This is a genomic window from Arthrobacter sp. U41, assembly GCF_007679325.1.
GTDB lineage: Bacteria > Actinomycetota > Actinomycetes > Actinomycetales > Micrococcaceae > Arthrobacter.
On the sequence record NZ_VEGI01000002.1, the window covers coordinates 113067 to 133240 of the forward strand.

The 20174-nt window shown below is 67.5% G+C and carries 17 protein-coding genes; 3 read left to right on the forward strand and 14 right to left on the reverse strand.

Going from position 1 to position 20174, the window contains the following annotated elements:
* Nucleotides 1–13: 13 nt before the first annotated feature.
* Nucleotides 14–1084: a ferredoxin reductase gene (locus FS787_RS09285; protein WP_144672161.1), complete on the reverse strand. Its 1071-nt coding sequence runs from the start codon at nucleotides 1082–1084 to the stop codon at nucleotides 14–16.
* Between the two features lie 99 nt (nucleotides 1085–1183).
* On the opposite strand from FS787_RS09285, the gene FS787_RS09290 reads away from it, so the two are divergent.
* A complete protein-coding gene (locus FS787_RS09290; protein WP_144672162.1) occupies nucleotides 1184–2386 on the forward strand; it encodes a CdaR family transcriptional regulator in 1203 nt (400 codons plus the stop codon).
* Between the two features lie 92 nt (nucleotides 2387–2478).
* On the opposite strand, the gene FS787_RS09295 is transcribed toward FS787_RS09290, so the two are convergent.
* Both FS787_RS09295 and FS787_RS09300 read right to left on the reverse strand, forming a co-directional pair.
* Nucleotides 2479–3849: a GAF domain-containing serine/threonine-protein kinase gene (locus FS787_RS09295; RefSeq protein WP_144672163.1), complete on the reverse strand. Its 1371-nt coding sequence runs from the start codon at nucleotides 3847–3849 to the stop codon at nucleotides 2479–2481.
* Between the two features lie 241 nt (nucleotides 3850–4090).
* Nucleotides 4091–5704, reverse strand: a complete 1614-nt coding sequence (locus FS787_RS09300) for a peptide chain release factor 3 (RefSeq protein ID WP_144672164.1) — start codon at nucleotides 5702–5704, stop codon at nucleotides 4091–4093.
* A gap of 448 nt (nucleotides 5705–6152) precedes the next feature.
* On the opposite strand from FS787_RS09300, the gene disA reads away from it, so the two are divergent.
* Nucleotides 6153–7229 carry a DNA integrity scanning diadenylate cyclase DisA gene (gene disA, locus FS787_RS09305; RefSeq protein WP_144672165.1) on the forward strand — a complete coding sequence of 359 codons (1077 nt, stop codon included), beginning with the start codon at nucleotides 6153–6155 and terminating at the stop codon, nucleotides 7227–7229.
* A gap of 72 nt (nucleotides 7230–7301) precedes the next feature.
* Here the strand turns inward: disA and FS787_RS09310 are convergent, their stop codons facing one another.
* A complete protein-coding gene (locus tag FS787_RS09310) occupies nucleotides 7302–7829 on the reverse strand; it encodes a hypothetical protein (RefSeq protein WP_313959648.1) in 528 nt (175 codons plus the stop codon).
* A 513-nt stretch (nucleotides 7830–8342) separates the two neighbouring features.
* On the opposite strand from FS787_RS09310, the gene FS787_RS09315 reads away from it, so the two are divergent.
* Entirely contained in the window at nucleotides 8343–9179 is an 837-nt protein-coding gene (locus FS787_RS09315; RefSeq protein ID WP_395940340.1) for an A/G-specific adenine glycosylase, read from the forward strand.
* A 94-nt stretch (nucleotides 9180–9273) separates the two neighbouring features.
* Here FS787_RS09315 and dhaM read toward each other — a convergent pair whose 3' ends face one another.
* The 10 genes from dhaM to lysS form a co-directional block, all read right to left on the reverse strand.
* On the reverse strand, nucleotides 9274–9948 hold the full coding sequence (gene dhaM, locus FS787_RS09320) for a dihydroxyacetone kinase phosphoryl donor subunit DhaM (RefSeq protein ID WP_144672167.1): 675 nt from the start codon (nucleotides 9946–9948) through the stop codon (nucleotides 9274–9276).
* Nucleotides 9945–10571: a dihydroxyacetone kinase subunit DhaL gene (gene dhaL, locus FS787_RS09325; RefSeq protein ID WP_144672168.1), complete on the reverse strand. Its 627-nt coding sequence runs from the start codon at nucleotides 10569–10571 to the stop codon at nucleotides 9945–9947. The genes dhaM and dhaL overlap by 4 nt, the downstream gene beginning before the upstream one ends.
* A 2-nt stretch (nucleotides 10572–10573) precedes the next feature.
* Nucleotides 10574–11575, reverse strand: coding sequence for a dihydroxyacetone kinase subunit DhaK (gene dhaK / locus FS787_RS09330; protein WP_144672169.1), 1002 nt, complete (start codon nucleotides 11573–11575; stop codon nucleotides 10574–10576).
* A gap of 142 nt (nucleotides 11576–11717) precedes the next feature.
* Nucleotides 11718–11936 (reverse strand): hypothetical protein, encoded by a 219-nt coding sequence (locus FS787_RS09335; RefSeq protein WP_144672170.1) that lies wholly within the window; start codon nucleotides 11934–11936, stop codon nucleotides 11718–11720.
* A gap of 204 nt (nucleotides 11937–12140) precedes the next feature.
* A complete protein-coding gene (locus FS787_RS09340) occupies nucleotides 12141–12650 on the reverse strand; it encodes an amino-acid N-acetyltransferase (RefSeq protein WP_056428239.1) in 510 nt (169 codons plus the stop codon).
* 58 nt (nucleotides 12651–12708) lie between these two features.
* Complete coding sequence (locus tag FS787_RS09345) at nucleotides 12709–14841, reverse strand: prolyl oligopeptidase family serine peptidase (RefSeq protein WP_186329149.1); 2133 nt, start codon at nucleotides 14839–14841, stop codon at nucleotides 12709–12711.
* A gap of 162 nt (nucleotides 14842–15003) precedes the next feature.
* The gene (locus FS787_RS09350; RefSeq protein ID WP_144672172.1) at nucleotides 15004–17496 is read right to left on the reverse strand and encodes an ATP-dependent Clp protease ATP-binding subunit; all 2493 of its coding nucleotides are present in this window, start codon (nucleotides 17494–17496) and stop codon (nucleotides 15004–15006) included.
* 491 nt (nucleotides 17497–17987) lie between these two features.
* The gene (locus tag FS787_RS09355) at nucleotides 17988–18314 is read right to left on the reverse strand and encodes an Lsr2 family protein (RefSeq protein ID WP_056428247.1); all 327 of its coding nucleotides are present in this window, start codon (nucleotides 18312–18314) and stop codon (nucleotides 17988–17990) included.
* Nucleotides 18315–18450: 136 nt separating this feature from the next.
* The gene (locus tag FS787_RS09360; RefSeq protein ID WP_144672173.1) at nucleotides 18451–18639 is read right to left on the reverse strand and encodes a hypothetical protein; all 189 of its coding nucleotides are present in this window, start codon (nucleotides 18637–18639) and stop codon (nucleotides 18451–18453) included.
* Between the two features lie 2 nt (nucleotides 18640–18641).
* The gene (gene lysS / locus FS787_RS09365; protein WP_144672174.1) at nucleotides 18642–20174 is read right to left on the reverse strand and encodes a lysine--tRNA ligase; all 1533 of its coding nucleotides are present in this window, start codon (nucleotides 20172–20174) and stop codon (nucleotides 18642–18644) included.

The following is a 20174-nucleotide window of genomic DNA, read 5'->3' on the forward strand; positions in this document are numbered from 1 at the left end:
GCGTTGGTACTCCTCAGAGGTCGAGGTTAACGGGTCCGGCGGCTGCCGAAACACACGTCTGGATTAGTTGGCCGGGCTCGCCGTGGACTTCGTCCGTGCGCAGGTCACGGACCTGGCCGGCCCGGAGGGGGATAAGGCAGCTGTGGCAGATGCCCATGCGGCAACCGCTGGGCATCAGGACACCGGCGTCCTCGCCGACGTCGAGCAGCGGGGTGTCGCCGTCCGCTTCGACTTCGCGGTCCGACGCCTCGAACGTGACCAGTCCGCCGTCGTGTCCTTCTCCGCCGGCAAGCTTGGTGCTGAAGCGCTCGATGGTGAGGCTGGCTTTGGACGGTTCCGCGGTTGCGGTCTCCGCCTCCCAGAGTGCCTCGGCGTCGTCCAGGAAGCTTTCGGGGCCGCATGCGTAGGCGGCGCGCTGGCGCCAGTCCGGGCAGAGCTGTTCGAGCCCAGCCACGGAGCTGAAATCCAGCCGGCCGCGTTCGCCGGTGAACCAGTGAACCACACGGAAGTTGGGGAACTGGTCCGCCAGTTCGGCCAGCTCCTCGCGGAAGATGGCGTCGGCCGGGGTCCGGGCGGTGTGAATGAGGACGACGTCGGAGTCGGGGCGGTGCGGGACCAGGGTCCGGATCATTGACATCACCGGGGTGATTCCGCTGCCGGCGGTGAGCATCAGCAAGGGCCGCGGGTGTTCAGGGAGGACGAAGTCGCCCTGCGGCGGCGCCAGGAAGAGCACGTCGCCGGGCTTGGTGTTGCGCACCAGGGTCCCGGACACGGCACCCATGTCACTGACGGTGATGGCCGGGTCCTTGCCGGCCGGAGCGCTGAGCGAGTACGACCGCCAGTGGCGGACACCGTCGAGCTCGACGCCAATACGGGCCCACTGGCCGGCAAGGTGTGCTTGCCAGCCGCGGCCGGGACGGAAGAAAATTGTGGCGGAATCGGCCGTTTCTGGAACCACCCGGGTGACTACGCCGCGCAACTGGCGGGCAGAAAACACAGGATTGAACAGCGACAGAATGTCTTCTGGAGCTAGTGGGGTGGTCAGTAGAGATGCGGCGCGCGCCAGCTTACGGAGCCGGATCATTTATCAATCTTATGTCAGAGAGGGTCATAGTTCTTCACCCAAGGCATACGATCGACCAGAAGAAACTATTCCCCCGAAACAACTTTTTGGACCCATCCCATGAACACTTCCCCTGCCGGCACCCCCGGCTCCCCCGCCTACGACCCCCCGTGGCTGGCCCTGCCGCGCGAGGTCAGCGACGTGCTCCGGCCCATGATGCCGGGCATCGTCGAGGCCATCATCGACGCCGTGCCCCAGCTCGTCCCGGCCTACGCCAGGCCGATCGAAGGCCGGTTTGGCCGCGGTCTGCGCCGCGGCGTGGCAGCCGCGCTGGACCGGTTCCTGCAACTGCCGGGGACCCGGCTGCCCGCCCTCTCCGAGGAAAGCAGGCAGCTGGTGGCAGGGCTGGGGAGCGGCGAATTCCGGCAAGGCAGGAGCATGGATGCGCTGTTGAGCGCCTACCGGATGGGGGCCCGTGTGACCTTCCGCGAGATGTCCCGGGTGTCCGTGGAGCACCATCTGGGGCAGACCGTGGTGGTGGACCTGGGCGAATCGATCCTGGCCTACATCGACGAGCTGTCCGCGGTCAGCGCCGAAGCGTATGCCTTCGAACAGTCGGAACGGGCCGGGGCCGTGGACCGCCGGCGCACCGAACTGCTGGACCTGCTGCTGCTGGGACAGGCCGACGAGGCGGCCCTGCGCCAGACGGCCGCCATGGCGGACTGGTCCCTGCCGCCGCGGATGGTGGTGGTGACGCTGCCGGTGGACCGGTCTGCGGGGCTGCGTCTCCGGCTGGGGCCGGGAACGCTGGTGATCGAACGGGAGACCGACGCCGTCGCCCTGGTTCCGGCGCGGAAGTCCGCGTCCGCGCGGGCTGACCTGGAAAAGGCGCTGCGGGGCCGCGGTGCCGCCGTGGGGCCGGCTGGCGGCTGGGAGAAGGTCCCGGATTCCCTGCGCCTGGCAGTGCTCGCAGCCTCGGTCCTGCCGCCCCGCGACGGCCCGGAGGATCCGCCAATCTGGGCCGACGACCACCTGGCCGAGGTGATCCTCGGCGCGGAGCCCTCCGCCATCGCCGAACTGGCCAATCGCCGTCTGGCGCCGCTGGAAGGACTGCGTCCGGCCCAGCGCGAACGGCTCGCGGAGACACTGCTGTCCTGGCTGCGGCACTGGGGCCAGCGCGCGCCGGTGGCCGCAGAGCTCGGGATCCACCCGCAGACGGTGGGCTACCGGGCAGCGCAGCTGCGCGAGCTGTTCGGCGACACCCTGGAGGACCCGAAGGCGCGATTCGAACTGGAACTGGCGCTCCACGCTGGTAAGCGTTAGACAGCGCAGGCGTTAAGGAGCGTAAGCGTCAGATAGCGCAGGCGTCAGATAGCGCAGGCGTTAGACAGCGTAAGCGTTAGACGGCGCAGGCGTTAAGCGGCGCGGGCGCCGAGGCGCGCTTCCCGGCTTTGCAGCCGCATCTCCAGGTCGTTCATCACAATGGCGGCCAGGTCCTGCAGCGCCCGGATGTCGTCGGTGCTGAACTCCCGCGGCTCCCGGTCCAGGATGCAGAACGTGCCCAGGTTGTGGCCGTCCGGGGTGCGCAGCGGAACTCCGGCATAGAACTGCAGGCCGAACTCGCCCGCCACCAGCGGGTTGGCGAGGGTGCGGGGATCCCTGACGGCGTCTTCAATGACCCAGACGTCATCCTGCAGGATCGCCGAGGCGCACAGCCCCGGGTCGCGGCCGATCTGCGTGACCTCGGTGCCGTGATGGGCCTTGAACCAGATCCGGTCATGGTCCACCACGCTGATGATGGCCACCGGCACGGAGAACATCCGTGCCGCAAGTCCCGCGATCCGGTCGAAGGCACCGTCCGGCGGGGTGTCGAGGATCCGGTAACGCTCGACGGCGCGGAGCCGGCCTTCCTCGTCACTGGCGCCCGGGGCGCTGTCCATGCGGTGGCGGGCGGCGCTGTTGATGACTTCCTGGCGCAGGGCCAGCGATACTTCCCGGGCCGCGGGGCGCTGCGCCGGGTCGCGGGCCAGCATGGAGGACAGCAGCGCAACCCACATCGGGGCGAGTTCCTCGGGAATCTGCGGGTCGTGGAGCAGCCGCGCGACGGCGGACTGGATCGGCGCGCCGGGGTACGCCATCTTCCCGGTCAGCCCCTCGAGCAGCACCAGGCCGAGCGAGTACACGTCGCCGGCCGGGCCAGCCACGTCGCCGGCCGCCTGCTCGGGGCTCAGGTAGGCGGGGGTTCCGGAGGTTCCGCCTTCATCCGGCACCGGGCCGTTGCCGGTGACGACGGCGACGCCGAAATCGGTGAGCTTGGCCCGCGGGCGCCGGTCATCGTTGCTGTAGTCCACCAGAAGGATGTTCGCGGGCTTGACGTCCCGGTGCACGATTCCATGGTGGTGGATGTAGGAGAGCCCGTCCGCCAGGTCATAGCCGATGTGGGCCATGTGCGCCGTCGAGAGCGGACCCTGGGCGCAACGGTGGCGCAGGTCCTGCCCGCCGACGAGTTCCATCACAAGGTACGTGAGGGGGTCGTTCCGGTCGCTCAGGTCCGCTCCGGCGTCGAAGAGCGTCACCAGCGCGTGGTGGCTCATTCCGGCGAGGATGCGGATTTCCTCACCGTGCCGGCGGGTCTGTTCAAGGTCGTCGGCGTCGTTGCGGAAAAGCTTGACCGCCACGTCGCGCTGCAGCAGTTCGTCGTAGGCCCGGTACACGGAGGACTGGCTGCCCCTGCCAACAAGGTCCGCGATCCGGTACCGCCCGCTCAGCAGATAGCCGGGTTCCATACGATGCTTCGGGGTGGCCGGTGTGGAACGTGCCGGTTCTGAAATGAGCTCTGTCAACTAGTGTTCGTTGTCCCTTGTAGCGGGTTCCGCCGATGGCGCCAGGCAGATCAGTCCAATCCCGGCATTGGTGAAGATCCGGCGCCCGCATAATTAGCAAGGTTACTTATGGTACCGCGATTTCCCGGTTCAGGAAGACCTTGGGCCGGGTCGTTTTTCCGCCCCGGCAGCCGGGCGGCGGCTGCTACTTGGCCGGGTTGTGCGTGCCGATCGGCACCAGCGTCAGGTCCGGGTGGTTCTTCTCGATCCGGCGCAGGGCCCACACGTCGTTGAACAGGGCGAGGTATTCGCCGTCGGAGCGCAGCAGCACCTCAGCGCCGGGCACGGTGGCCAGCGCCGGCATGGCTTCCGCCGTCGTGATCCTGGCGATGGAATACGGCAGGCGTTCCAGCCGCATCGGCGCGCTGAAATCATGCGCCATGCGGTCCTCCACCACTTCGAACTGCATGGGGCCGACGGCGGCAAGCACCGGTGCCTGATCGCCGCGGATGTCCGAGCGGAGCACCTGGATGACACCCTCGTGCTCCAACTGCTCGATGCCGCGGCGGAACTGCTTGAACCGGCTGGGGTCCTTGGAGCGGGCCACCTGGAAGTGCTCCGGGGCGAACAGCGGGATGGCGGGGAACTCGACCGGCTGCTCGAGGAAGAGGCTGTCGCCCACCCGGAGCGAGGAGGCGTTGACGAGGCCCACCACGTCGCCGGGGAAGGCTTCGTCAATGACCTCGCGCTCCCGGCCGAAGACCTGCTGGGCATATTTGGTGGCGAAGGACTTACCCGTCCGGCCCTGGGTCACCACCATGCCGCGTTCAAAGATGCCGGAACAGACCCGGATGAAGGCGACGTGGTCGCGGTGCGCCTTGTTCATGCCGGCCTGCACCTTGAAGACAAACCCGGAGAAGGGCGCCTCGACGGGCCGCGGAGCGCCCTCGACGTCGGGCCGCGGGGCGGCCGGCGGGGCGAAATCCACCAGGGCGTCGAGGATCTCCTTCACGCCGAAGTTCAGGGCGGCGGAGCTGAAGAGAATGGGGGTGGCCTTGCCGGCGTGGAACGCGTCCACGTCGAACTCAAGGTTGGACTCAATGACAAGTCCGGCTTCATCGACGGCGTTGGACCAGTCGTCGCCCTGGCTGGCCGCGGCCTCCTCGGGGGTGAAGTACTCGGTGAGGGCAATGTTGGCGCCCGCATTGTTGCGTTTGAACTGGGCGAAGCGGTCATTGCGCAGGTCCCAGACGCCACGGAAGTCACCGGAGATCCCCACGGCCCAGGTCAGCGGCATGGGCTGCAGGCCCGTGCGCTCGGTGATCTCGTCCATGAGCGCCAGCGCGTCCAGGCCCGGCCGGTCCCACTTGTTGATCACGGTGATGATTGGCAGGTTGCGCTGCTTGCAGACCTCAAAGAGCTTCATGGTCTGGGTTTCCAGGCCCTTGGCGGCGTCCACGAGCATCACGGCGCAGTCAACGGCGGCCAGCACACGGTAGGTGTCCTCGGAGAAGTCCGCGTGGCCGGGGGTGTCCAGGAGGTTGATGACGGTGTCGCGGTAGGCAAACTGCAGCGCCGCGGAGCTGATGGAGATGCCGCGGTCTTTTTCCATCTGCATCCAGTCCGAGACCGTCTCCTTGCGGTTCGCCTTGCCGCTGGAGGCGCCGGCGGTGCCGATCACCTTGGCGTGCAGCGCGAGGGCCTCGGTCAGCGTTGACTTGCCGGCGTCGGGATGTGAAATGACTGCGAAAGTCCGACGCCGGGCCGCCTGCTTGTGAATCTCCTGGACTCGGGCGGGGCTAAGGACTTCTTGAGACACGGTGCTACTTTCGCTGCGGCTTTGAATGGTTGCGGTCCCGGGCTGGGGGAATCCGGCTGGCCCGGCGGGATCGCGGGAGGTCCTGCCGGGAGTTCTGCGTAACTGCTGTGCTGGTTGCTGTGCTGATTTGGGGCGGGCGGCGCCGGCATGTCGGCGGCGCACCCCAAGGTTCCAAGTTTATCGCAGCCCGCACCGCCGCCGCGAAGCGGGCATGGCACCGAAGGAGCTGCGGCCAAAAGTCCGCTCAGGGAGAGGGAGTTTCCGGGGCATTCCGGAGGCGTTCCCGCGGACGTCCTTTTGGACCACTTTGGGGCTTGTCCGTGCGGAACTTGGCCCGCCTTACCTCTACTATGATGAAAGCGGGGAACCGAGTACTTTTGATCCTGCCGGCAACACTGGGAACCGGCGCACCTGCGGGCCGCGGCCTGCACCTTTGAAGGGAATATCTATGGCTCGGAGCCCTGAAGATTCACTCAAGGCGACGCTGGGCCGAGTGGCACCGGGCACCGCTCTCCGCGACGGCCTGGAGCGTATCCTCCGCGGCCGGACCGGCGCCCTGATCGTGCTGGGCATCGATAGAACCATCGAATCCATCTGTTCCGGCGGCTTCGATATCGGCATTGATTTCTCCCCCACCAGGCTCCGGGAACTGGCCAAAATGGACGGTGCCATCATCTGCGACAAGGATGCCAGCAACATCCTGCGCGCGGCCGTCCAGCTGGTGCCCGACTCCAGCATCGAAACCCAGGAGTCCGGCACCCGGCACCGGACCGCCGAGCGTGTTGCCATCCAGACGGGCGTCCCGGTGATCTCTGTCAGCCAGTCCATGCAGATCATCGCCCTTTACGTTAACGGGCTGCGGCACGTCCTGGAGGGCTCGGAGAAGGTCCTGGCCCGCGCCAACCAGGCCCTGGCAACCCTGGAACGCTACCGTTCACGCCTCGACCAGGTGACCAGCTCCCTGTCGGCCCTGGAAATCGAGGCCATGGTCACCGTCCGCGATGTCGCCGTGACCCTGCAGCGCCAGGAGATGGTCCGCCGGATTTCCGAGGAAATCTCCCAGTACGTGCTGGAACTCGGCGAGGACGGACGGCTTCTCTCACTCCAGCTGGACGAACTCACCGTGGGCCGCGGCCCCGGCAGCGACGTGATCATCCGCGACTACTCCGGTCCGGACACGTCCGCCGAGGACATCGACCGCGCCGTGAAGTCGCTCGTGAACCTGGGCCCCACGGAACTGATCGACCTCGGCAAGATCGCCGGGATTGTCGGCTTCGCCGGCGGCGAGGCCAACCTCGACGCCGTCGTCCAGCCGCGCGGCTACCGGCTGCTGTCCGGGCTCAAGGCCGTGCCGAAGGCCGTCGCCGACCGCCTGGTGGACCACTTCGGCGGGCTGCAGTTCCTGATGGCGGCCACCATCGATGACCTGATGACGGTGGACGGCATCGGCGACCAGCGCGCCCGGACGGTCCGCGAGGGCCTGAGCCGGATGGCCGAGGCAAGCCTGCTGGACCGCTTCCTCTAAGCCCCGGTCGAGCGCTCCGCAACTGCCCTTTTGGCCCCTCATAACGGCACCTACGGAACAATCGACGAGGGTTTAGTGGAGCTGGAACACGGCTTTGGGGCTGGTCTTGTTCGCCAGCCGTGCGGTGAAGACGTAGTACGCCCCGCCCGCCCCCGGCTCGGCGTCGATCCGGGCGCAGCCCTGGACGGTGCGGTTGCGCTGCCAGGGGAAATTCGCCGTCTCACTTTGGCCCGGCGCGATGGTCTTCACCAGGTCCGTGGAGTCCGCCTGGCAGTCGGTGGAGGAAAAGATCCGGTCGGAGCCGCTCGTGACAAGGAACTCCATCTGGGAAGTCCCCATATTGACCTCACACGGCACCCTGTTGCCGTTGGTTACCTTGAGCGTGAGGAGCGGGTTCTCGCCGGCAGCGTAGGCGGGCTTGTCCGTGGCGGCTGTGACGGTCACGAGGTTCTGCTCGCAGCCGTTCCCCTCCGGAGATGCAGAAGGCGATGCCGAGGGGGCGGCCGAGGTTCCCGGTCCGGCGGCGGGGCCGGAGGCCTGGCCGGACGTTCCTGTCCCCGCACCGGAGGAGGACTGCCCGGTGTTGAGGAGACTCGACACGGCAGCGAATCCCCCGATGGCGAGGGCGAGCACGAGGAGCAGGGCGACGCCAGCGAACAGCCGTCGGCGGCGGTAGACAGGGCTAACCGGCTTCCGGGCAGGCTTCTGCGCGGGTTTCCGCGCTTGCTTCCGGGCTGGCTTGCCTGCAGACTTCGGGGCAGGCTTGCGCGTGGAATTGCCTCCCGCGCCGCGGCCCGCGGGTGCTCCGCTGCCGGAATCCTCCGGCCGGGAACCGCGAGTTCCTGAATTGTCGTGCCTGCCCATCCTTCTAGGCTAGAGAACCGCGCCGGGTATGGAGCCCTCCCACGCCGCGGGCGGGGTGTGGCCCTCATCTATTACGCTGAATCCATCAAAGCTCTCGCCGATTCCCCCACTGCCCCTCTGGTTGCCGCGCGTCCGGACGACAATCCGGCAGCCCTCCCGCTGTCCGCCATCCATGAGGCCCTTGCCACCTGGTTTGCGGCGAAGGCCCGCGACCTGCCGTGGCGGGCCGCTGAATGCACGCCGTGGGGCGTGCTGGTCAGCGAGATCATGCTGCAGCAGACCCCCGTTGTGCGGGTGCTGCCGGTCTGGGAGGAGTGGCTGCGGCGCTGGCCGGAGCCTGCCGATCTGGCCCGGGAGCCTGCCGGCGAAGCGGTCCGGGCCTGGGGCCGGCTGGGATATCCGCGGCGGGCGCTGCGGCTGCACGCGGCCGCCGTCGCCATCGGCGCCGACCACGGCGGCAAGGTGCCCGGAACGTATCCGGAACTGTTGAAGCTGCCCGGGGTGGGGAGCTACACCGCGGCGGCCGTCGCCGCCTTCGCTTTCGGGCGCCGCGAGACGGTCGTGGACACCAACATCCGCAGGGTGCACGCGCGCCTGTTCTCCGGCGCGGCGCTGCCGTCGCAGGCGCTGACCGCCGCGGAGATGCGGCTCGCCGCGCAAACGCTGCCGGACGACGTCGGGTCCTCCGTCCGCTGGAACGCCTCCGTTATGGAACTCGGGGCGCTGGTGTGCACGGCGCGGTCACCGAAGTGCCGGGAATGCCCGGTCAGCGGTTCCTGCGCCTGGCTCGCGGCCGGGGAGCCGCCGCCGACGTACACGCCCAAAGGGCAGTCGTGGCACGGAACGGACCGCCAGGTGCGGGGCGCCGTGATGGCGGTGCTTCGCGCGGCCGAGTCGCCGGTGGCTCCGGAGCTGCTCCAGCGGGCGGCCGCGGACCTTGGCTTCGAACCCGCCGGGGTCGGAATCCCGCTGGCCGCCCTGCACCGGCTCAATCCAGCCCCGGAGCAGCTGGAGCGCGCACTGGCGGGGCTGCTGAGCGACGGGCTGGCCGAACTGCAGCCCTCCGGCTTCCAGCTTCCCGCCTGATCCGCTGGAACCCCAGCCGCCCCTTGGATCTGGCCGCGGCCGATACTGCGTGAAGCCGGGGCGGTAAGGGGCCCGTTCGGTGAGGGCGGGTCCGCTAGGGTTCGCCGAAACTTGTCCCGATCAGTCCGCGCAGGTATTCGACGGCTTTGACGGCGTCGGGGCCGCTGGCCTCGACGTGAAGTACGGTTCCCTTTCCGGCACCGAGCATCATAAGTTCGGTCATCGACGCGGCGTCGGCGCCGTTGACGGTCACCTCGGCGTCCATGCCGGACAGTCCGCCGGATATCTTGGCAGCCGGGCGGGCGTGCATTCCGGCCTGGTTGATGAGTTCAAAGTCCCCTGCTGCCTCCGGGGGCCGGTGTTGGTGCGCGTGCTGCGGCGCTGCCGGGGGCCGGTAGACCGCCTCCGCGGCCTCCTTCACGCCCGCGGAATCGGCTCCGGCCTGGGCTGCCACAGCGGCGGCGACGAGCCCTTCGACCAGGGGTGCGTCGGCCAGCAGCACAGAGGAGGGATCGGCCAGGAATTCCAGGGCGGACTCGGCTGTCATCACGGCCGAGCCCAGGTCCGTCAGGATAACCGTGCCGTCGCTGTTGGCGTCCGCTGCCTGTTCCAGGGCCGCCATAACGCGCTCCAGGCTGGTGCCGATCCGGCCGTCGTCGGTGCCGCCGGCGGGGAGGATCAGGACGTCGGGCGCCATCTGGACGGCGAGCTCGACGGCGCCGTCGGCGATCTTTTCGCTGTGGGAGACGACGACGAGGTTGACCGTCATTCGGCCGCCCCGACGGCAGCCCGCAGGATCAGGGCACTGGACACGGCGCCCGGATCCCGGTGGCCGATGCTCCGCTCCCCCAGGTAGCTTGCGCGGCCCTTGCGGGCGAGCATCGGGTCGGTGGAGACGGCTCCCGCTTCGGCCGCCTCCGCGGCGGCCAGCAGGACTTTGCGCACGTCGCTGTCTCCGGCGGCGGCCGCTGCGGCGTCGACCGCAGGAGTCCAGGCGTCGACCATCGTCTTGTCGCCGGATTCCGCCTTTCCGCGGGCCACGATTCCGTCCCTCGCGGCCTGGAACGCTGCGGCGAGGGTGGCGGCGTCGACGTCGGCGGTGTCGCCCAGCGCCGTGGCCGCCCGGAGGAACGCCGTGCCGTACAGCGGACCGGCGGCCCCGCCGACTTTGGACATCAGGGTCATGGCAGTCAGCTTCAGGGCGGCCCCTGCGGTTTCCGGCGGCGCTTCGGCAAGCTTGACCATCACGGCCTTGAAGCCGCGGTCCATGTTCTCACCATGGTCTGAATCGCCGATGGGCCTGTCCAGTTCGATGAGTTCTTCCCGGTGCTCCGCCATGGCGTCGGCCGAAAGGGCCAGCCACCGCAGCGCCCAGTTGACGTCCAGTCCCACGGTCAGACGCCCCAGCGGAGGGCGGGGGTGTGCACGGGAGCATCCCAGAGTGCGGTCATCTCATCGTCGAGGCGCAGGACGGTAATGGAGCAGCCCTGCATTTCGAGGGAGGTGATGTAGTTGCCGACCAGCGAGCGCTCCACAGTGATGCCCTGCCCGGCCAGCTGCTGCGCGGCACGGCGGTAGACGATGTAGAGCTCGCTCTGCGGGGTGCCGCCCATGCCGTTGACGAACAGGAGCACTTTGTCCCCGGACGCCAGGCCGAGGTCGCTGACCACAGGCTCCAGCAGGCGGTCGGTGATCCCGTCGGCGTTCTCCATGGCAATGCGGTGCCGGCCGGGTTCGCCGTGGATGCCGATTCCGATTTCGATCTCGTTTTCCTCCAGCACGAAGCTGGGCGCCCCGGCGTGCGGGACCGTGCAGGCCGTCAACGCGACGCCCATGCTGCGGACGTTCTGGTTGACCCGGTCGCCGATGGCGGCGACGGCGTCGAGGTTGTCGCCGCGCTCGGCGGCGGCCCCCGCGATCTTTTCCACCAGGACCGTTCCGCCCACGCCGCGCCGTCCGGCGGTATACAACGAGTCCTGCACCGCGACGTCGTCGTTGACCAGCACGGTGCGGACGTCCACCCCTTCGGCCTGGGCCAGTTCGGCAGCGGTCTCAAAGTTGAGAACGTCGCCTGTGTAGTTCTTCACGATGTGCACGACGCCGGCGCCGGAGTTGACGGCGAGCGTCGCCGGAAGGATCTGGTCGGGGGTAGGTGAGGTAAACACGGCGCCCGGCACCGCGGCGTCGAGCATTCCCATCCCGACGTAGCCGCCGTGCAGGGGTTCGTGCCCGCTGCCGCCGCCGGAGACGAGTCCGACTTTCCCTGCCACCGGCGCGTCTTTGCGCACGATGTACTTGGGGTCCGGAAAGACGGTCACGAGGTCGGCATGGGCAAGCCCGAAGCCCTCCACTGACTCGTCAACCACGGCGCGGGGATCATTGATGAGCTTCTTCATGGCTGTGCTCCCTGGATGGTTTCCTGGCTGCTTGGTTGAACCCTACTACCGGGGCCCCTGCCAGCGGTAGGCTCCGGATTCACAACCTCTGACGCGGAACCGGGGTCTCCCGGACGGCAGCCCTCCCGGATCCGCAGTTGCCTCAGGTGGGCTTATCCGCCCACAAGGGGAAGTTCGGCCAGGCGTCGCCGCCGAGCCAGGAAAACGGCGGCGCATTGAGCCGCTCCTGGCTGGTCCCGGACGCGGGGCCGGACCGGGACCCGGGGCCCGTGGGATGGGCCGGCGCCGGGTCCCCGGCTGCTTGTCCCCCGGCGGCCGGGCCGGAGGCGGGCGCCGCCGGGACCGAGCCTGCGATAGTCATCTGGAATGCGGAGAAATCTGGAAATATGACGCGATCGTGCAATTTCTTGCCTCCGAAAGTTGGTCGGTCCACCCCCTGGACCGGGATCAGTTTATCCATCAAATTTATTGATGGGAAGACCCAATTCGGCCGGCTCCCGCCGCGGTTCCGGGATGCCTGTGGACCCCGGCTGCTGCGTTCCTTGCGGCTTTCGGCGTCGCGGAACTACAGGGTTTTGATCATCCGGGTGTTGCCGAGCGTGTTGGGCTTCACCCGGGCCAGGTCCAGGAACTCGGCGACGCCCTCGTCATGGGAGCGCAGCAGTTCTGAATACACCACCGGGTCGACGGCGGTCTGGTCGGCCATGACTTCGAACCCGTGCTTCTTGAAGAAGTCCACCTCGAAGGTCAGGCAGAATACCCGGGCGACGCCCAGGGCACGGGCGTCCTCCAGCAGTCGTTCCACCAGCAGATGGCCCACGCCCCTCCCCCGCCAGGCGTCCGATGCGGCGAGCGTGCGCACCTCGGCGAGGTCTTCCCACATAACGTGCAGCGCCCCGCAGCCGATCACTTCACCCCCGGAGGACTCGGCGATGCGGAACTCCTGCAGGCTCTCGTAATAGGCCACGGTCTCCTTGGCCATGAGGATCCGCTGATCGGCCAGTGGCGCCACCAGCGTCTTGATCGCCCCGACATCGCTCGTGCGGGCAGGGCGGATGCGGATTGTCTCAGTCACAGGCCAATCTTACGGGGGCGCGCCCGCGGCGCCCCCGTCCTGACCTGACCGCCGGAGCCTACAGACCCAGCTCCGCAGGCACGGGCAGATCCTTGTCGAGCAGGTTCCTGGCAAGGAAGTGCTCCACTACGCCGTACCAGACCTTGGCGTGCTGCGGCTGCAGGATCCAGTGGTTCTCGTCCGGGAAGTAGAGGAACCGGTGTTCGGTGTCGCCGTTCTCGTCGGCCGCGAGCCGGGACTTGGAGAGCAGTTCATACCAGAGGCGCAGGCCCTCGCCGATCGGGACGCGGTAGTCCTTGTCGCCATGGATGACCAGCATGGGCGTGCTGATGTTCTCCACATGCAGGTGCGGGGAGTTCTCCAGCGCCATCTCCGCCGTCATCTCCTTGAGCCAGTACTGCGCGGCGTCGGTGGTGGGGCCGAACTGGTCCAGCGCCCAGAGGCTGGCGTGGGTGACGATTGCCTTGAAGCGGTCCGTGTGGCCGGCCACCCAGTTGGCCATGTAGCCGCCGAAGGAGCCGCCCATGGCGGCCGTCCGGGTCTCATCGATGTCCGGGCGCTGCACAACGGCGTCGGTAATGGCCATCAGGTCGGTGAAGGGCGCCTTGCCCCATTCGCCCCAGCCCCGCTGGATGTGGTGCTGCCCGTAGCCGGTGGAGAGGGCCGGGTCAGGCAGCAGCACCGCGTAGCCCCGGGCCACCAGCAGCCAGGGATTCCAGCGCCAGGTCCAGGCGTTCCACGAACCGAGCGGGCCGCCGTGGATCCACAGCAGCAGGGGCGCCGGGCTGCCGGCCGAGGCGTCTTCGGGGAGGGCCAGGTACGCCGGGACGCGGGTCCCGTCCGCCGCCGTCGTCTCCACGCGTTCCAGCGAGCCCTTGTAGTGGGGGCGCCCGGCGGGGGCGGGGAGACGGCGGACGTCGCCCGTGGTGAGGTCGATCCGCACCGCTTCCGGGGGGACTTCATAGGAGCTGCGCAGCGCGTATGCGGCGCGGCCGTCCGGGGCGGCAACGACGTCGGTGTACGCGGCCGTGTCGGCGGTCAGACGGGTCACGTGGCCCGCGCCGCCGCTGCCGGTCACGCTGATCCGGAAGACCGGCGAAGCGCCGTCGTCGTCAGCAGTGACCAGCACGGCCGAACCGTCCGGCAGCCAGGCGGCAGGGTGCGGCCAGCGGTCCCAGTCGTGGGCCAGCGGAGTCAGGCCGGCGTCGCCCGGCACGCTGCCGGGGGCACCGCCCGAGACGTCGAGCAGGTGCAGTTTGACCTGCGGTGCCGCGACCGGCGTGGTCTCGCTCTCGCTGAGGACCACAAGTGTCCGGTTGTCGGGGCTCACCGGACCGGGGAAGTAGCTCATGCCCTCGGTATCCAGCAGGACGGTGCGGGTGCCGGTGGCGACGTCGATCGCGATCAGAATTGAACGTGAGTTCGCGCGGGCAAGCGGCTTGTTGAAGCTGCTGTAGATCGTTTTGCCGTCCGGACTGACGACGGCGTCCGCGTCGCGGAGCGCGCTACCGGCGTCGGGCGTCAGGTTGCGGAGCTTCAGCGGCGGTGCGGCGTCAACCGTGGCGGGCCTGCCCGGCTCCTGCTCCTCGCCCGGTTCCACCGCGAAGAGCCGGGGCTGGGCCGGCCCCAGGTCGGCGTCCCAGTAGCGGACGGGATAGCCGCTGTGCAGGATGGCAGCCACCTTGTTGTCCTTGCGCGCCTTGCGGCGATCCTCGTCGCTGTCCTCGTCTGTGGACCCGGCCAGCACGGAGGCGTTGACGAACAGGGCGCCGGTCTCCTTCGCGGCCAGGAGTCCACTGACGCCGCCGGCCCGGGTGAGCACCACGCGGGCCTCGCCGCCGTCAGCTGGCAGCATCCACAGTGCGTTCACGGGGTCCGCCTCGGGGGTTTCCGGGTCGGGGCGGGCGGAACTGAAGTACAGGTCGCCGCCGGCGGCGAACACGGCCCCGGCCTCCCCCTTGGCGCTGCGGGTGATCCGGCGGGCCTGCTTCTGCCCCTCCGGGTCCAGTTCCCACAGGGCGGTGCCGTATTCGGTGCCCTTGGCGTTGAGTGTGGCCACCGTGGTAACCAGCCTCCTGCCGTCGGGGCTCAGCGCCAGTCCGGACACCCTCGGGATGGCGAGGTAATGGTCCAGGTCATGGAAGGGTGTCTCGGGTTTTTCGCTCAGGGTCTCTGAATCGTTGGAAGCCATGCACCGATTCAACACCCACTGTGCGCCGGATCACATTATGTTCACTTATAGTGAAACATTACTTTCAGATAGGCAATGTTGCAGGGGCCTAGGCGTGAGGTGCGGATTAACGCGAAGGCCCCGCCTGCTCCTTGCGGAGCAGGCGGGGCCTTCGAGTGGTGCTTAGACGCTCGGAGCGATCTCCGGGATGCGCGGCTTGGCGTTGCCCGCGAAGGTGAACTTGGCGTCGTCGCCTTCGCCGTCCACATCCACTACAACGATGTCGCCGGCGTGGAGTTCGCCGAAGAGGATCTTCTCGGAGAGCTGGTCCTCGATCTCGCGCTGGATGGTCCGGCGCAGCGGCCGGGCACCCATGGCGGGGTCGTAACCGCGGGTGGCCAGGAGGACCTTGGCCGCGGGCGTGAGCTCGATGCCCATGTCCTTGTCCTTGAGCCGCTTCTCCAGGCGGCCAACGAACATGTCCACGATCTCGATGATCTCGTCCTGGGTCAGCTGCGGGAAGACCACAACGTCGTCAACACGGTTCAGGAACTCGGGGCGGAAGTGCTGCTTGAGCTCCTCCGTGACGCGGGCCCGCATCCGGTTGTAGCCGGTCTGCGTGTCCGTGCCGGACTGGAAGCCGGTGGCGACGCTCTTGGAGATGTCCCGGGTGCCCAGGTTGGTGGTCATGATGATCACGGTGTTCTTGAAGTCCACCACGCGGCCCTGGGAGTCGGTCAGGCGGCCGTCTTCCAGGATCTGCAGCAGCGAGTTGAAGAGGTCGGCGTGCGCCTTTTCCACTTCGTCGAACAGGACCACGGAGAACGGACGACGGCGGACCTTTTCGGTCAGCTGCCCGCCTTCCTCGTAGCCCACGTAGCCGGGAGGGGCACCGAAGAGGCGCGACACCGTGTGCTTCTCCGAGTACTCGGACATGTCCAGGGTGATAAGGGCATCTTCCTCGCCGAAGAGGAATTCCGCCAGCGCCTTGGCGAGCTCGGTCTTGCCGACGCCGGTGGGCCCGGCGAAGATGAACGAACCGCCCGGACGCTTCGGGTCCTTCAGGCCTGCACGGGTGCGGCGGATCGCCTGGGACAGCGACCTGATGGCCTCGTTCTGGCCAACAACGCGCTTGTGCAGCTCGTCTTCCATCTTCAGCAGACGCGAGGACTCTTCCTCGGTCAGCTTGAAGACCGGGATGCCGGTGGAGTTCGCCAGCACTTCGGCGATGAGGTCCTCATCAACTTCGGAGATGTCATCCATGCCGCCGGTCTTCCACTGGCGTTCCTTCTCGGCACGCTCTGCAATGAGCTTCTGCTCCTTGTCGCGCAGCGAGGCGGCGCCTTCGAAGTCCTGCGCGTCAATCGCGGATTCCTTCTCCAGCTTCATTGCGGCGATCTTCTCGTCCATGATCTTGAGTTCCGGCGGGGCGGTCATCCGGCGGATGCGCAGCCGCGCGCCGGCCTCATCGATCAGGTCAATCGCCTTGTCCGGCAGGAAGCGGTCCGAGATGTAGCGCTCGGAGAGGCTCGCCGCCGAGGCGAGGGCGCCGTCGGTGATGGTCACACGGTGGTGTGCCTCGTACCGGTCCCGGAGGCCCTTCAGGATCTCGATCGCGTGAGCGACGGAGGGTTCCTTGACCTGGATCGGCTGGAAACGGCGTTCCAGCGCGGCATCCTTCTCGATGTGCTTGCGGTACTCGTCCAGCGTGGTGGCACCGATGGTCTGGAGCTCACCGCGGGCCAGCATGGGCTTCAGGATCGAGGCCGCATCGATGGCGCCCTCGGCGGCACCGGCACCCACCAGGGTGTGGATTTCATCGATGAACAGGATGATGTCGCCGCGCGTGCGGATCTCCTTGAGGACCTTCTTCAGGCGCTCTTCGAAGTCGCCGCGGTAGCGGGAGCCCGCCACGAGGGACCCGAGGTCCAGCGTGTATAGCTGCTTGTCCTTGATGGTCTCCGGCACGTCGCCGCGGACAATCGCCTGGGCAAGGCCCTCGACGACGGCAGTCTTGCCGACGCCGGGCTCACCGATCAGGACAGGGTTGTTCTTGGTGCGGCGGGAAAGGACCTGCATAACGCGTTCCATTTCCGATTCGCGCCCGATGACCGGATCCAGCTTGTTCTCGCGCGCAGCCTGGGTCAGGTTGCGGCCAAACTGGTCCAGGACGACGGAACCGGCAGGAGTGCCTTCGGCCTGGCCCGGGCCGACGCCGGCTCCGGTGGTCTCCTTGCCCTGGTAGCCCGAGAGCAGCTGGATGACCTGCTGCCGGACACGGTTGAGGTCCGCGCCGAGCTTCACCAGCACCTGGGCGGCAACGCCTTCACCCTCACGGATGAGGCCGAGCAGAATGTGCTCCGTGCCGATGTAGTTGTGGCCCAGCTGCAAGGCCTCGCGGAGCGAGAGTTCCAGGACCTTCTTGGCGCGCGGGGTAAAGGGGATGTGCCCGGACGGGGCCTGCTGGCCCTGGCCGATGATCTCCTGTACCTGCTCGCGGACGCCGTCGAGCGAAATGCTCAAGGACTCAAGGGCTTTGGCAGCAACACCTTCACCTTCATGGATCAGACCCAAGAGGATGTGTTCGGTACCAATGTAATTGTGGTTCAGCATGCGTGCCTCTTCTTGGGCAAGCACAACTACGCGACGGGCACGGTCCGTAAATCGCTCAAACATTTCGCCACACTCCTAGCTACGACGTACTTTGATGCTACGTGGCCGGGTTCAAGATTTGGGGCTTGTTCGCCACAGGGGAAACCGGGACGCCCCCGCCGCGTCACATCAGGGCGGGAACCAAGGCCCGCGCATGCCCTGCGGCAACGCCCCGGGGGCACCCGAACATGCGTGGCGGCGTGGGTAGCAGCGGGCGTGGCGGCGGGCCGAACCGGCCCGGTCCCGGATGCGCTCCTGCCCGGTTGTTTCGTCCCGGCCGGGCGGACATGCCGCGCGTCCCCGGCTCCGGGCCGCGTGGTTGGCCGGCAACCGGGCTGGACCGCGCCGAAGTAGGACCTCGGCCAAGTATCGGCACGGCGAAGGATCAGCACGGCGTATCGGCACGGCCCGCCGGCATCTGCGCACACAACAATGCCCCCGTCAAGGCGGGGGCATTGTTGTGTGTCCTGCGGCTCCGACGCCGCGCGCACGGCGCAGCGGTCCGGGCGTGGAGGCTAGGAATTCGCTTTTTGGTAGGCTTCCTGAATTTCAGCCTGAATACGGCCGCGGCTGTTTACCGCGTAGCCGTTATCGCGGGCCCACTGCCGGATCTGGGCAGAGTCCTGATTCCGGCCCGAGGCAATTTTGGTCCGGGTTGCGCGGCCGCTCGAGGTCTTGCGCGCGTGACTCACAAACCGCTCAACGGCGGCCCGTAGTTCTGAAGCATTTTCCGCCGACAGGTCAATTTCGTAACTGACCCCGTCAAGGCCAAACCGGACGGTCTCGTCCGCGGATCCCCCATCCAGATCATCGACAAGGATGATTTTCACTTTCTGTGCCATTAATGACTCTCTTTCCAAAAGGACGAGCATTTAGTAAAAGCAGGATGTATCTGGTTAAAAGTATCCTCTGCTTTATGGCAACGAGTCAAAGCGAAAAAGAGTTTCCAAAGGAAAACCCAAGGGGAATAGTCCGCTATTAGTTACGCCCGTTGGAATGGCCGTCGTTACGGAGGGTATCCGCCCCGCGGGCATTTCCTTCGGCTTCCGCCTGGGCACGCGCTTCGGCCTGGCGCTCCGATTTGTCGGCATTGAAAATCGATTTCATGGCAAACCAGAAGATCAGGCCCACCACCACGGAGGGAAGCAGGACGGCGACGTATTCCATGGTCAGTGTCCTTCGGGCTTCAGCAGCGGGAAGAGAATGGTCTCGCGGATGCCGGCGCCGGTGAAGAGCATGACCAGCCGGTCGATGCCCAGGCCGATCCCGCCCATGGGAGGGGCGCCGTACTCAAGGGCCCGGAGGAAATCCTCGTCCAGCTGCATGGCCTCGACGTCGCCGGCGGCGGAGCGGCGGGACTGTTCGGTGAGGCGGTCGCGCTGGATGACCGGGTCAATCAGCTCGGAGAACGCCGTGCCGCGCTCCATGCCGCCGATGATGAGGTCCCACGCCTCGATCAGCCGGTCATCCTCGCGGTGGTGGCGGGCCAGGGGCTGGGCGGACGGCGGGTAGTCGTAGACGAATGTCGGGTTCAGCAGCGTCGGCTCCACCAGCTCACCGAAGAGTTCCACCACAAGCTTCTCGGCGTCCCAGTTGGCGTCCACCTTCACCTCGTGCTTGGCGGCCAGCGCCAGGAGCTCGGACACGGGGGTCTCCGGGGTGATGTCCTGGCCCACGAAATCGGACAGTCCCGGGTAGACCGCCATCCACGCCCAGTCGCCGTCGAGGTTGATCTCCCCGGCCTCGGTCTGCAGGACGCGGCCCACGCCGGCGGCGTCAGCGGCGTCGAGGATGAGTTCCTTGATCCGGTCCGCCATCACGAACTGGTCGGCCCAGGCCTCGTAGCTTTCAAGGGTGGTGAATTCAGGGCTGTGGGTGGAGTCCACACCCTCGTTGCGGAAGACGCGGCCCATGTCGTACACGCGGTCAATTCCGCCGACGACGGTGCGCTTAAGGTACAGCTCGGTGGCGATCCGCAGGGTCATCTTCTGGTCGAAGGCGTTCATGTGCGTCTCGAAAGGGCGGGCCGTGGCGCCTCCGTGAACCAGCTGCAGCATGGGGGTTTCCACCTCGACGTAGCCCTGGCGGTGCAGGGTTTCGCGGATGGAACGCGTGATCGCGGCCCGGGTGTAGACCATTTCACGGGCTTCGTCGCGGACGATGAGGTCCACGTAGCGCTGGCGGACGCGGGTTTCCTCGTTGAGGCCGGCGTGCAGCACCGGCAGCGGGCGCAGGGCCTTGGACGCCATGGACCAGGACTCGGCCATAACGGAGAGCTCGCCGCGCCGGGAGGAGATGACCTCGCCCTTGATGAAGACGTGGTCGCCCAGGTCCACGAGGGCCTTCCAGTCGGCGAGCGCGTCCTCGCCGATGTTGGCCAGGCTCAGCATGACCTGAAGCCGGACAGCCTTGCCGTCAACGCCGCCCTCCTGAAGGGTGGCGAAGCACAGCTTGCCGGTGTTGCGGATAAACACAATACGGCCGGTCACCCCGACCACGTCGCCGGTGGTTTCGTCGGCCTGGAGGTGGGCGTACTTTTCGCGGATGTCACTCAGTGAATGTGTGCGCTCAACACCCACCGGATACGCCTCGATGCCGCGCTCGATCAGCTTGGCGCGCTTCTCCATACGGATGCGCGTCTGCTCGCTGGCGTCGTGGGAGTCGGCGGCGGTGTTCGGGGCGGAGGTGTTTTGGGAAGTCAC

Coding starts and splice junctions, on each gene's coding strand:
- FS787_RS09285 (WP_144672161.1), bottom strand. CDS start 1,084: ATGATCCGGCTCCGTAAGCTGGCGCGCGCCGCATCTCTACTGACCACC.
- FS787_RS09290 (WP_144672162.1), top strand. CDS start 1,184: ATGAACACTTCCCCTGCCGGCACCCCCGGCTCCCCCGCCTACGACCCC.
- FS787_RS09295 (WP_144672163.1), bottom strand. CDS start 3,849: ATGGAACCCGGCTATCTGCTGAGCGGGCGGTACCGGATCGCGGACCTT.
- disA (WP_144672165.1), top strand. CDS start 6,153: ATGGCTCGGAGCCCTGAAGATTCACTCAAGGCGACGCTGGGCCGAGTG.
- dhaM (WP_144672167.1), bottom strand. CDS start 9,948: ATGACGGTCAACCTCGTCGTCGTCTCCCACAGCGAAAAGATCGCCGAC.
- dhaK (WP_144672169.1), bottom strand. CDS start 11,575: ATGAAGAAGCTCATCAATGATCCCCGCGCCGTGGTTGACGAGTCAGTG.
- FS787_RS09335 (WP_144672170.1), bottom strand. CDS start 11,936: ATGACTATCGCAGGCTCGGTCCCGGCGGCGCCCGCCTCCGGCCCGGCC.
- FS787_RS09345 (WP_186329149.1), bottom strand. CDS start 14,841: ATGGCTTCCAACGATTCAGAGACCCTGAGCGAAAAACCCGAGACACCC.
- FS787_RS09350 (WP_144672172.1), bottom strand. CDS start 17,496: ATGTTTGAGCGATTTACGGACCGTGCCCGTCGCGTAGTTGTGCTTGCC.
- FS787_RS09355 (WP_056428247.1), bottom strand. CDS start 18,314: ATGGCACAGAAAGTGAAAATCATCCTTGTCGATGATCTGGATGGGGGA.
- FS787_RS09360 (WP_144672173.1), bottom strand. CDS start 18,639: ATGGAATACGTCGCCGTCCTGCTTCCCTCCGTGGTGGTGGGCCTGATC.